This is a genomic window from Aeromonas sp. AE23HZ002T15, from assembly GCF_054165525.2.
On the sequence record NZ_CM201342.1, the window covers coordinates 834710 to 847361 of the forward strand.

General features: G+C 61.9%; 8 protein-coding genes. 1 reads left to right on the top strand and 7 read right to left on the bottom strand.

The annotated features are described in order from the left end of the window. Nucleotides 1-74: 74 nt before the first annotated feature. The 7 genes from ACT5M9_RS03690 to dapB all read right to left on the bottom strand — a co-directional run bounded on the left by ACT5M9_RS03690 (nt 75) and on the right by dapB (nt 10658). Nucleotides 75-1241: a DUF1615 domain-containing protein gene (locus ACT5M9_RS03690; protein WP_457981601.1), complete on the bottom strand. Its 1167-nt coding sequence runs from the start codon at nt 1239-1241 to the stop codon at nt 75-77. Nucleotides 1242-1518: 277 nt separating this feature from the next. After that, the gene (locus ACT5M9_RS03695) at nt 1519-1644 is read right to left on the bottom strand and encodes a hypothetical protein (RefSeq protein WP_457981599.1); all 126 of its coding nucleotides are present in this window, start codon (nt 1642-1644) and stop codon (nt 1519-1521) included. Nucleotides 1645-1671: 27 nt separating this feature from the next. After that, nucleotides 1672-2424, bottom strand: coding sequence for a GGDEF domain-containing protein (locus ACT5M9_RS03700; protein WP_457981597.1), 753 nt, complete (start codon nt 2422-2424; stop codon nt 1672-1674). Nucleotides 2425-2621: 197 nt separating this feature from the next. Next, nucleotides 2622-4280: a 2-isopropylmalate synthase gene (leuA, locus tag ACT5M9_RS03705; protein WP_457981595.1), complete on the bottom strand. Its 1659-nt coding sequence runs from the start codon at nt 4278-4280 to the stop codon at nt 2622-2624. 495 nt (nt 4281-4775) lie between these two features. Beyond that, nucleotides 4776-8000 (bottom strand): carbamoyl-phosphate synthase large subunit, encoded by a 3225-nt coding sequence (carB, locus tag ACT5M9_RS03710; protein ID WP_457981593.1) that lies wholly within the window; start codon nt 7998-8000, stop codon nt 4776-4778. Nucleotides 8001-8026: 26 nt separating this feature from the next. After that, nucleotides 8027-9163 carry a glutamine-hydrolyzing carbamoyl-phosphate synthase small subunit gene (gene carA, locus ACT5M9_RS03715; RefSeq protein ID WP_457981592.1) on the bottom strand — a complete coding sequence of 379 codons (1137 nt, stop codon included), beginning with the start codon at nt 9161-9163 and terminating at the stop codon, nt 8027-8029. A gap of 682 nt (nt 9164-9845) precedes the next feature. Then, nucleotides 9846-10658, bottom strand: coding sequence for a 4-hydroxy-tetrahydrodipicolinate reductase (gene dapB / locus ACT5M9_RS03720; RefSeq protein WP_457981590.1), 813 nt, complete (start codon nt 10656-10658; stop codon nt 9846-9848). A 321-nt stretch (nt 10659-10979) separates the two neighbouring features. Here dapB and ACT5M9_RS03725 point away from each other — a divergent pair, with 321 nt between their 5' ends. Beyond that, a complete protein-coding gene (locus ACT5M9_RS03725; RefSeq protein ID WP_457981588.1) occupies nt 10980-12326 on the top strand; it encodes a Na+/H+ antiporter NhaC family protein in 1347 nt (448 codons plus the stop codon). Nucleotides 12327-12652 lie beyond the last annotated feature (326 nt).

Here is a 12652-nt window from a genome sequence, read left to right on the forward strand (position 1 = left end):
TATAAAAAAATTAAAATATTGGACAAGATGAAAATACAAAGGCAGCCAATGAACTGCCCTTTTTCCTCAAATCATCAACGAATCGTCGCCATCTTGCGCACGCAGGCTTGCTCCCTGTCATCCACCCGCTTGGCGAACCAGGCGGTGGTGAGGTTGCGGGTGATCTTGGGGCTCTTGAGCTGGATCCCGGGCAGTATGGCCCGCGGCAGTCGGGTGCCGGCCTGCTTGTCCGCCAGGGTATAGACCCTGTGATAGAGATCCGTCTTCGCAAAGTCGCTGCTATCCCCCATCCGCAGGCTCTGGCGAATGGCGGTCTGGCTCATGCTGAGGCGGCTCGCGATGCTGTAGACGGCGAGCTCCGTATTGCCCGGCTTGTCGGAGCCATAGCGGATGAGATCCCCATCCAGCGCCAGCGTCTTGCCGCTCACCCGGCTGACGGCGGCCTGGAAGGCGGCATTGCGGCTCGCGTACCAGCCGGCGTTGAAGTCGGCGAAGCGATAGAGGGTATCCGGGTAGTCGGCGGGATAGCCGAAGATGTGCCTGGTGCCAAACCAGATGCCCCCACGGCGGCTGAACACCTCGTGGCGAATGGACTCCTTCACGGGATAGGGATAGCCACGGGCATTGGCCTCGGCGAAGGCGATGCTCACCTGCATGGGGCCGCCGGTGTGCACAGGGTTGAGGTTGCCAAACAGCGTCTTGCCCATGGGCACTGTGCCTATCATGTCTTCGAAGATCTCGCTCATCTCCCGCTCGGTGCGCAACTTGTCGATGCGTTCGGCATAGGACTTGCCAGTGGGGGACTTGATACTGAGGGCCGAACGCACCACGAATTCGGGGATGAGCAGCTTGCCGGCCCGCCGGTTGATCTCCTTCCAGGCTATCTTGCCAAGACCGGGCACCACGGGATCGGCCTGATAGGTCGCCTCCTGCTCCGCCACCGCCAGCACGCTGCAGACATTGTGATCGCTCACCGTGAGGTTCTGGGTCGAGAGGGCCGTCACTACGTCGTTGGCCCACCCCTGTTTGTCCGGCACCTGGCGCGGCAGGAAGCGCACTATGCGGCTCTTCATGTCGGCTGGTTGGCGCGGCTGCATGGCCTTGGGTTGTTTGGCGATGGCGGCCGCCTCGTCGGCGGGGATGCCGGGCTCACTGGCACAGCCTGCCAGCAGGGCGGCAAGCAAGAGGGGCAAGGCAACCAGCGGATGGGCCGAGCCCAAGTATCGGGGAGAAAGAGTCATGAAGGCTTCCGATAAGCAGAAGGGGCCGGGGTCCCCATCCCGAATGACGGGCCCCGAACGCAAACAGGGAGCCATTGTAGTGGATTGGGAGGGTGATCTGAAGGCGCTCATTCAAGGGGGCAAGATGGGGACGACAGCCTATGACCGCCGTCGTCTCAGGCCGGTTCAATCAGGCTTCTGCCCGGGCTCCTGGTCCCATAGAGGGCAAGATCGGTGAAGTGTCTGAAGGCCTATTACAAGGAACCTGATGGGGCTACAACCTCTGAGCACCCCCGACTCAGGCCAGTTCAACCCGGTTTCGACCGAGGTGCTTGGCCCGGTAGAGGGCGAGATCGGTGCGCTTGACCAGGGCCTCGGCCTCCTCCCCCTCCTGGCAGATCCCGACCGCCACGCTCACCGTCACCCTGACCCCATCCGTCGTGACGAGGGACTAGGTGGCGGATCGGATCTGCTCGGCGAGGGAGCACGCCCTGACCATGGGGATGCCCGGCAGCCAGATGGCGAACTCCTCCCCCCCGAGTCTCGCGACCACACCATCCGGTGGGCAGTGCTGGCGCAGCAAGGCACCGAATTCCCGCAGCACATTGTCACCGGTGCCGTGACCATGGCGATCATTGACCTGCTTGAAATGGTCCAGATCCAGCAACAGCAGCGGGGTGCCCGCCTCCATGTGGGACTCGAGCACGGCGCCAAAGGAGCGGCGGTTGGACAGGCCCGTCAGCTCATCCGACATGGCGAGGGAGGCCAGCCGGATCTGGGTACCGTACATCTGCTTGACCATCAGCAAGACCCCCCACGCCGTCGCCAGCATCCCCAGAGAGCGCAGACTGTCCTCCACCCGGGAGAGCCACCATGGCTGGGCATAGGCCTCATCCATCACGTCGATGACCCCCGAGACGAGCCACAGGTAGAGTCCGACGGAGAGATAGAGATAGGATCGCCTGGAGAGGGGGGCGCATTGCACCACCCAGAACATGAACAACAGGGTCAGTACATTGATGATCTCGGCCAGGGCACCGATGGTGTAGAGGTGGTGCTGGGCCAGGGGTTCGAAGGAGAGTCCATCCCATCCGGCCGTCAGCAGCAGCAGGCAGGGAAGCAAGATGAGAGCGATGCGGCGACCACGGGGGAGAGACGGAAAGCGGCTCGGGTGTATGGATAATGTGAGGGGAGTCTTTAACATCTATCTGGCTCCAAGGTATCGCCATCTCGCAACGACCGGGGGTTGTCAGCACGGGGAAACCCCGTCGCCGTGGCAGAGTCCAGGCCGTTGAACTTTCGTATTGTGAACCAGATTTTCCATAAAAAACAATCCCCTCACCATCAGGGTCAGGGGATTGCCGAGGAAAAAACAGGGGCCGTAATGGCCTCTGGCAAGGGTCAGGCGCTCTGGCGCAGGGCCTGATGCTGGGCCGCCCCGTTGATCACCGCCTGCAGGGAGGCATTGACCACATCGCGCCCCACGGCGACGCCACAGAGGCGCACCCCGTCGATGCTGAGCAGCACATAGGCGGCGGCGCGAGACTCGGTGCCGGCACTGAGGGCATGTTCCGAGTAATCCAGCACGTCGATATGCATCCCGGTATGGCGCTCCCAGCCGTTGACCAGCGCCGTGATGGCTCCCTCCCCCTCCCCGCACAGCTGTACACTGCCCCCTGGAGTCTGCAGCTCGAGGCGCAGGCTCTCCTGGTTGTCGTGGCCGAGCTGGAAACGGTCGATGCGATAGCCGTGGACGGGTTCGAGGTAGTGCCGCTCGAACAGGGCGCGGATCTGCTCGGGGCTGATCTCGCTGCTGCTTGCCTCGGCCTGCACCTGTACCCGGCGGCTGAAGTCGATCTGCAGCCAGCGCGGCAGTTGCAGGCCGAGATCGCGTTCCAGCAGATAGGTCACCCCACCCTTGCCGGACTGGCTGTTGATGCGGATCACCGCCTCGTAGCTGCGACCGAGATCGGCGGGGTCTATGGGCAGATAGGCCACATCCCAATAGGCATCGGGTTTGGGCGCCGCCAGGGACTTGCGGATGGCGTCCTGGTGGCTGCCGGAAAACGCAGTGTAGACCAGCTCCCCTGCGTAGGGGTGGCGCGGGTGCAGCGCAATCTGGGTGCAGGCCCCCACGGTGGCGACGATGGCATCCATGTCACTGAGGTTGAGCTCGGGATCGATCCCCTGGCTGTAGAGGTTCATGGCCATGGTGACTATGTCCATGTTGCCGGTGCGCTCGCCGTTGCCGAGCAGGGTGCCCTCGATGCGATCCGCCCCCGCCAGCACCGCCAGCTCGGCGGCGGCCACCCCGCAGCCCCGATCGTTGTGGGTGTGGATGGAGATGCTCACCTCCGGACGCGCCCTGAGGTGGCGACAGAACCACTCTACCTGATCCGCGAACACATTGGGCGTGCTCACCTCCACCGTCGCCGGCAGGTTCAGGATCATGGGGCGGGCCGCCGAGCGCCACTCGTCGATCACGGCGTCACACACCTCCACCGCGAACTCCACCTCTGTGCTGCTGAAACTCTCGGGGGAGTACTGGAAGCTCCACTCAGTGCCCGGGTTCCTGGCCGCATGCTCCCGCACCCAGCGGGCCCCCTGCACGGCGATGGCTTTGACCCCTTCGCGGCCCGAGTTGAACACATAGTTGCGCTGGGTCGGGTTGACCGAGTTGTAGACGTGGACGATGGCCCGCTTGGCCCCCTTGAGGGCCTCGAAGGTGCGGGCTATCAGATCTTCGCGCGCCTGCACCAGCACCTGGATGGTGACGTCGTCCGGAATGAGGTTGCGATCGATAAGCTCGCGCACGAAGTCGAAATCAGGCTGGGAGGCGGCCGGGAAGCCCACTTCGATATGCTTGAAGCCGATGTGCACCATCAGCGCCCACATCTGCAGCTTCTGGGCCACCGTCATGGGCTCGACCAGCGCCTGGTTGCCGTCACGCAGATCCACGGCGCACCAGAGGGGCGCTTGTGTCATGACCCGGTTCGGCCATTGGCGATCCGCCAGATTGATCACGGGGGAGCGGCGGTATTTGCGGTGATCGAAGCTCATATTCGTCTTTCCTTGGCTGGGGCCATAAAGCGGTCTCGAAGGCGTCGGCAGGTGGGCGTTGCAGGGAGGGGGAACGGGTTGGCGCGGTAACGCTGGCCCTGTCGGGTGGTGCGGCGATGACCCCACACCCGCTTTCCAGTGACCCTCCCTGATAAGGGGGAGCCGGCCGGGGCGGCTGATAAGCCGTCGGCCCTGATCCTCTCGCACTGCCCCGATGCGCTGCCCTGTGACAGCCAGCACCTGCAGGCGCAGATGACCTTGGTGATGAGTGACCAGTATAGGGAAGGCGGTGCGGTGAGAGATTGCGAAAATGGCGATATAAGGCTGAATATGCGCAATCATTGATATGAAAATATTTAGATCATGAGTCAATATCACCTTTGCATGACGCAATGACTCATATATCCATTGGTTCATATAAATGAAAACCCCGCCATCGCTGGCGGGGTTTTGAGGGGCACGGCCCGGAGCCGGAGTTCCCGGCCCTTGGCAGGACTAGCGGTTGTTCACCTTGTGGTGCAGCTCCTGCACCGAGTTCACGTTGGCGGTGGCATCCACGCTGATGGCCATGCAGGTGGCGAAGGCCGCGTGCAGCGTGGTGGTGTAGGCCACCTTGTGCTGCAGGGCGCCGCGGCGCAGCTGCTTGGAGTCCTCGATGGCCTGACGACCCTCGGCGGTGTTGACGATGTAGGTGTACTCGCCGTTCTTGATGCGATCCAGAATGTGCGGGCGACCCTCGTGCACCTTGTTCACCAGACGCGGGTTGATGCTCGCCTCCCCCAGGGTCACGGCGGTGCCATGGGTGGCGTCGAGCTCATAGCCCAGCTCCAGCAGCTTGGCGGCCAGGTTCACCACCCGCTCCTTGTCGCCGTGGCGAACTGAGAGCAGGGCGCGGCCTTCACTCGGCACCTGGTGACCGGCACCCAGCTGGGCCTTGGCATAGGCCTCGGCGAAACTGCTGCCCACCCCCATGACTTCGCCAGTGGAGCGCATCTCTGGCCCCAGCAGCGGATCCACACCCGGGAACTTGGCGAACGGCAGTACCACTTCCTTCACCGAGTAGTAGGGCGGGATGATTTCAGAGGTGAAGCCCTGTTCCTTCAGGCTCTGACCGGCCATCACGCGGGCCGCGATCTTGGCCAGCGGCGCGCCGGTCGCCTTGGAGACGAAGGGAACGGTACGGGCGGCACGGGGGTTCACCTCGATGAGGTAGATCTCGTTGTCCTTGACCGCGAACTGCACGTTCATCAGGCCGACCACGCCGAGCTCCAGAGCCAGCTTGCGAACCTGTTCGCGCATCTCGTCCTGAATGGCCTTGGACAGGGTGTAAGGCGGCAGGGAGCAGGCGGAGTCACCGGAGTGAATACCGGCCTGCTCGATGTGCTCCATGATGCCGCCGATGACCACGTCGGTACCGTCGCAGATGGCGTCCACGTCCACCTCGGTGGCGTCGTCCAGGAAGCGGTCAAGCAGAACCGGCGACTCGTTGGAGACGCTCACCGCCTCCGCGAAGTAGCGCCGCAGATCCTGCTCGTCATAGACGATCTCCATGGCGCGGCCACCCAGCACATAGGAGGGGCGCACCACCAGGGGGTAGGTGATGCGGGCGGCAACCTGCACCGCCTGCTCCAGCGCGGTGACGGTGCCGTTTTCCGGCTGCTTGAGCGCGAGACGCTCCACGGCAGACTGGAAGCGCTCGCGGTCTTCGGCGCGGTCGATGGCGTCCGGGCTGGTGCCGATGACAGGCACGCCGTTCGCCTCCAATGCTCGCGCAAGCTTGAGCGGAGTCTGGCCGCCGTACTGGACGATGACGCCCTTGGGGTTTTCCACCCGCACGATTTCCAGCACGTCTTCCAGGGTCACCGGTTCGAAGTAGAGGCGGTCCGAGGTGTCGTAGTCGGTGGAGACGGTCTCCGGGTTGCAGTTGACCATGATGGTCTCGTAACCGTCCTCGCGCAGGGCCAGGGCCGCGTGTACGCAGCAGTAGTCGAATTCGATACCCTGACCGATGCGGTTCGGGCCGCCACCGATGATCATGATCTTGTCACGGTTGCTCGGGGCCGCCTCGCACTCCTCGTCATAGCTGGAGTACATGTAGGCGGTGTTGGTGGCGAACTCGGCGGCGCAGGTATCGACCCGCTTGTAGACCGGGAAGATATTGTGGCGCGCACGCAGCTTGCGTACCTCGCCCTCGGCCACGCCGAGGATCTTGGCCAGGCGCGCGTCGGCGAAGCCCTTGCGTTTCAGGGTGCGCAGGAAGTCGGCGTCGAGGCCGGCCATGCCGCGCTCCTTCACCTGCTCTTCCAGCTTGATGAGCTCTTCGATCTGCACCAGGAACCAGGGGTCGATCTTGGTCAACTTGAAGACCCCTTCCATGGAGAGACCGGCGCGGAACGCATCGGCGATGTACCAGATCCGGTCACAGCCCGCGTCCTGCAGCTCGTGACGGATGCGAGTCAGGGAGTCGGGAGCGTTCAGGTCCACCATGGGGTCGAAGCCGGTCTTGCCGGTCTCGAGGCTGCGCAGGGCCTTGTGCAGGGACTCCTGGAAGTTGCGGCCGATGGCCATCACTTCACCGACGGACTTCATCTGGGTCGTCAGACGGTCGTTGGCACCGGCAAACTTCTCGAAGTTGAAGCGCGGCACCTTGGTGACCACGTAGTCGATGGCCGGCTCGAAGGAGGCCGGGGTACGACCGCCGGTGATGTCGTTCATCAGCTCGTCCAGGGTGTAACCGATGGCGAGCTTGGCGGCGATCTTGGCAATGGGGAAGCCGGTGGCCTTGGAGGCGAGCGCGGAGGAACGCGACACCCGCGGGTTCATCTCGATGATGACCATGCGGCCATCTTTCGGGTTGATGCCGAACTGGACGTTGGAGCCGCCGGTCTCGACGCCGATCTCGCGCAGCACCGCCATGGAGGCGTTGCGCATGATCTGGTACTCCTTGTCGGTCAGCGTCTGGGCAGGCGCGACCGTGATGGAGTCACCGGTGTGGATGCCCATGGGGTCGAAGTTTTCGATGGCGCAGACGATGATGCAGTTGTCGTTGCGATCCCGCACCACCTCCATCTCGTACTCTTTCCAGCCGATCAGCGACTCATCGATCAGCAGCTCCTTGGTGGGCGACAGGTCCAGGCCGCGCTCGCAGATCTCGACGAACTCTTCGGTGTTGTAGGCGATGCCGCCACCGGAGCCACCCATGGTGAAGGAGGGACGGATGATGCAGGGGAAGCCCACCATCTGCTGCACACCCCAGGCCTCTTCCATATTGTGGGCGATGCCGGCGCGCGGGCACTCCAGGCCTATGCTGCGCATGGCCTTGTCGAAGCGGGAGCGATCCTCGGCCTTGTCGATGGCGTCCGCCGTGGCACCGATCATCTCGACGCCGAACTCCGCCAGCACGCCGTGCTTCTCCAGCGCCAGGGCGCAGTTCAGCGCGGTCTGGCCGCCCATGGTGGGCAGGATGGCGTCCGGGCGCTCTTTCTTGATGATCTCACGCACCACTTCCCAGGTGATGGGCTCGATGTAGGTCGCATCGGCCATCTCGGGGTCGGTCATGATGGTGGCCGGGTTGGAGTTCACCAGGATGACGCGGTAGCCCTCCTCGCGCAGAGCCTTGCAGGCCTGGGCGCCGGAGTAGTCGAATTCGCAGGCCTGACCGATGACGATGGGGCCGGCGCCGAGGATCAGGATGCTCTGTAGGTCGTTACGTTTTGGCATGGCTTCTCTCTTCCTTTTCCTTTTCCTTAGGCGCGATACTGCTTAATCAATTCAATAAAGTGGTCAAAGAGACCGGCACAGTCGTGGGGGCCGGGGCTCGCTTCCGGGTGTCCCTGGAAGCTGAAGGCCGGGCGGTCGGTGCGATGAATGCCCTGCAGGGAGCCATCGAACAGGGAGACGTGGGTCGCGCGCAGGCAATCCGGCAGGCCCTCCTCGTCCACCGCGAAACCGTGGTTCTGGGCGGTGATCATGACGGTGTTGTCATCCAGGCTCTTCACCGGGTGGTTGGCACCATGGTGACCGAACTTCATCTTCAGGGTCTTGGCACCGGAGGCCAGCCCCAGCAGCTGGTGGCCGAGGCAGATACCGAACACAGGGGTGTTGGTATTGAGGAAGGCCTTGATGGCGTCGATGGCGTAATCGCACGGCTCGGGGTCACCGGGGCCGTTGGAGAGGAAGATGCCATCGGGATTGAGCGCCAGTACCTCGGCGGCCGGGGTCTTGGCCGGCACCACTGTCAGGCGGCAGCCACGGTCCACCAACATGCGCAGGATGTTGCGCTTGACGCCGAAGTCGTAGGCCACCACGTGATACTTGAGCTCGTCGGCGGCCGGGGTGACATGGCCCTTGCCGAGCTGCCAACTCCCTTCGGTCCAGGAGTAGGCGTCGCTGACGGTCACCTCTTTCGCCAGGTCCATCCCCTTGAGACCGGGGAAGGCGCGAGCCTGTTCGAGAGCATACGCCTCATCGACCTGCTTGCCCGCCAGGATGCAGCCGGCCTGGGCGCCTTTCTCACGCAGGATGCGGGTCAGTTTGCGGGTGTCGATGTCGGCGATGCCAACGATGTTTTGAGACTTGAGGTAATCGGAGAGGGATTGCTGATTGCGGAAATTGGAGGCAAGTATCGGAAGGTCCCGGATGATCAATCCCTGAGCGTGGATTTGACTGGACTCTTCATCTTCGCTGTTGGTGCCGGTGTTGCCTATATGGGGGTAAGTGAGGGTGACTATCTGACGGGAGTAAGAGGGATCGGTGAGGATTTCCTGATAGCCCGTCATCGACGTATTGAAAACCACTTCACCAACGGAACATCCCTCGGCGCCTATCGACACGCCTTTGAACACAGTTCCATCTTCCAGCACTAGCAATGCAGTGTGATTCAAGACAACCTCCAGTTATTTAGCTTTAAATTCAGCAATTTACCTGGGTGTTGCGGGTCCGAATACTGTTTGAAACAGGGCTCAAACCCGGCAGATTTCTGGCAAATTGGGCGCATTCTACTTAAAAACGATCGCATTTCAACGTCTTTTCTCACCTGAAATGCATCTAAATTCAATAAAAAAGCAATATTACCCATTATCTATGCACTAACCCGCTTTGCAACCCCCTCCCCTAAAAGAAAATCAAAATGCAGGAGCGAAAGCCGGAAAGAAAGCTTACCGAAACACACAAATCAATATTTATCAGTTAAATTACAATAAGTTACGATTCAATAAAAAAACAAACCACAATCAACAATGGCCATTTTTAGATAGATAAGTTTTCGAACAGAAAGGAAAACGTTTTTACGTGTTTGAATTTTTAGTCTGTTTTGCCACATGTAAAAAAACGGGGTAATAGGGATCATTGAGGCCCGTCACCGTTACGCTTTGATGACATTTTCGCAATGCAGGTCGGGGGAATTCGGGGCTTTAAGGGTTTTATGACGGTTCGACTAAAAAGAGGCGTCTAAGCCTTGTTTATACCACTAATGTAAAAAACCCCGGCGAACCGGGGCTTGGCAGGGGGTGACAACCGAGGTCATCAACGGGGCGGCTGGCTGGGTAGGCAACGCCCGCGATCCCCTTATTTCAGGTTGAGGACATCCTGCATGTCGTAGAGACCGGCAGCCTGGTCCTTGAGCCACTTGCCCGCCCGCACCGCACCATTGGCGAAGGTCAAACGGCTGGACGCCTTGTGGCTGATCTCCACCCGCTCGCCGATGTCGGCGAACATGACGGTGTGTTCCCCCACCAGATCGCCGGCACGTATGGTGGCAAAGCCGATGGTGTTGCGATCCCGCTCACCGGTGATCCCCTCGCGGCCGTAGACGGCGCACTCTTTCAGGTCACGTCCGAGCGTCTTGGCCACCACTTCCCCCATGGAGAGCGCGGTGCCGGAGGGGGCATCCACCTTGTGTCTGTGGTGCCCCTCGATGATCTCGATGTCGGTGTAATCCCCCATCACCCTGGCGGCCTGCTCCAGCAGCTTGAACACCAGGTTGACCCCCACCGAGTAGTTGGAAGCGAAGACGATGCCTATCTGGCTCGCCGCCTGGTGCAGGGCGGCCTTGCCCGCGTCGTCAAAGCCGGTGGTGCCGATCACCATCTGCTTGCCGTGCGCCTGGGCGAACGCCAGGTTCGCCAGGGTCACCTCGGGGCGGGTGAAATCGATGATGAGATCGAACTCGTCACGCACCTTGTCCAGGCTGTCACTGATCAGCACCCCAAGCCGGCCGAGGCCGTTCAACTCACCGGCATCCAGACCTATCACGGCAGAGCCCGGTCGCTCCAGCGCCGCCCCGACCACCACGCCCTCGGCGTTGGTGATGGCCTCCAGCAGCACCTTGCCCATACGACCATTACAGCCCATCACGGCCACACGGATCGGATTGTCCATCTCCACCCTCTCATCTGTTTTTATGGAAAGATGACCGTTTTACCAGCCTGCGTCTGCTTTGAAAAGCCTGCCGTGGACGCCGTTTTGCAACCGACAAATAAACAATCCATAGGCAATAAAACCGAATATTCGACAGGTTTAATCGGTGAGGCGAAATCACAAGAGAAAAAAGATTGTCCATCTGGACGTCTATCTTGACCAAATGCCCCTGACTCACTACCTTGGGCCCCCCATAGCGGCAGGATGCCCACCCTGTGCCCGACCCGAGTCGGATCCACGCAGGCCGCGACAGGAGGTCATTGTTCAAGTTTCGAGGAACACATGATCCAGACCCAACCCAGTGCCAGGGCCCTGCTACCCCTGCTGGTCTTTCTCGCTCTCTTCATCGGTACCGGCACCTGGCTGACCCTGCAGGGAGTCGAATTCGCCTTCTATCAGCTGCCTGCCCCCGTCGCCGCCCTGCCCGCCGTCATGCTGGCGCTGATGTTGGGCAAGGAGGGGTTCAACAAGAACCTCGAAACCTTCTTCAAGGGGGTGGGTGACAGCAACATCATGGCCATGTGCCTCATCTACCTGCTGGCGGGGGCCTTCGCCACCGTGGCCAAGGCCACCGGCGGGGTGGATGCCACCGTGGCCCTGGGCCTTTCGCTCATCCCGGGCTGGTGCCTGCTGCCGGGCCTCTTCCTCATCTCTGCCTTTATTGCCACAGCCATGGGCACCTCCATGGGCACCATAGGCGCCATCGCCCCGGTGGCACTGGGCGTCGCCCAGGTGACCGGCATCAACCCTGTGCTGATGGCGGGCACCATACTCTCCGGCGCCATGTTCGGGGACAACCTCTCCATCATCTCCGACACCACGATCGCCGCCACCCGCAGCCAGGGCTGCGAGATGAAGGACAAGTTCCGCGAGAACGTCAAGATCGCCGCACCCGCCGCCGTGCTGGTGATCCTGCTCTATCTGCTGCTCGGCTCCACCGGGGATGTGCCCGCCTCCGCCGCCAGCGCCGATCTGCTCAAGGTGATGCCCTACGTGCTGATCCTGGTGCTGGCACTGATCGGGGTGAATGTGTTCGTGGTGCTGGGGCTTGGCATCATCGCAGCCGGTGGCGTGGGCCTGCTGGGGGACTATCCCCTGGGTCAATTCAGCAAGGACATCTATCAGGGCTTCACCAGCATGCAGGAGATCTTCCTGCTCTCCATGCTGATCGGTGGTCTCGGCGCCCTGATGGAGCGCCAGGGGGGGTTGGCCTGGATCAGCGCCCGCATCGCGGCCCTGATCGCCCGCTTCACCCGTGCCCACGACGGTGAGCAGAACGAGAAGGCGGCGGAGCTCGGCATCGCCGGGGTGGTGAGCCTCACCAACCTCTGCACCGCCAACAACACGGTCGCCATCATAGTGGCGAGCAAGGTGGCACGGGATCTGGCCGAGCAGCACGGAGTCACCCCGCGCCGCGCCGCCTCCATGCTGGATATCTTCTCCTGCGTGGTGCAGGGGCTCATCCCCTGGGGTGCCCAGGCCCTGCTGCTGGGTTCCATCTTCGCACTGTCGCCGCTGGCGGTAGTGAGCATGAGCTTCTACCCCATGGCCTTGGCCCTGGCTGCCATCGTTGCGGTGTTTATCAAGCATCAGACGAGAAGCGCCTCCGAGCAGCGCCAAGTGGCCTGAGCATCAGCTTCTACCGCTGATGAACACTGGCGCTGGCGGCCATCGTTGCGGTGTTTATCAAGCATCAGACGAGAAGCGCCGCCGAGCAGCGCCAAGCTGCCTGAACATCAGCTTCTACCGCTGATGAGCGCTGGTGCTGGCCGCCATCGTCGCCGTCTTTATCAAGCACCAGACCCGCAGCGCGGCGAAGAACCGCCAAGTCGCTTGAGCATCCACCCCACGAGTGAAGGGCATGGCCAGTCATGCCCTCACCGCTCTCAACCCCGATGAGCCGCCCCGGCCCCCGCTGTTAATTCCCCCACACCCTTGTTAAGGTAATCCCAGCC

Excerpts from the sequence above, each read along its gene's own strand:
- ACT5M9_RS03690 (WP_457981601.1), bottom strand. The coding sequence starts at position 1,241 with ATGACTCTTTCTCCCCGATACTTGGGCTCGGCCCATCCGCTGGTTGCC.
- ACT5M9_RS03700 (WP_457981597.1), bottom strand. The coding sequence starts at position 2,424 with ATGTTAAAGACTCCCCTCACATTATCCATACACCCGAGCCGCTTTCCG.
- leuA (WP_457981595.1), bottom strand. The coding sequence starts at position 4,280 with ATGAGCTTCGATCACCGCAAATACCGCCGCTCCCCCGTGATCAATCTG.
- carB (WP_457981593.1), bottom strand. The coding sequence starts at position 8,000 with ATGCCAAAACGTAACGACCTACAGAGCATCCTGATCCTCGGCGCCGGC.
- dapB (WP_457981590.1), bottom strand. The coding sequence starts at position 10,658 with ATGGACAATCCGATCCGTGTGGCCGTGATGGGCTGTAATGGTCGTATG.
- ACT5M9_RS03725 (WP_457981588.1), top strand. The coding sequence starts at position 10,980 with ATGATCCAGACCCAACCCAGTGCCAGGGCCCTGCTACCCCTGCTGGTC.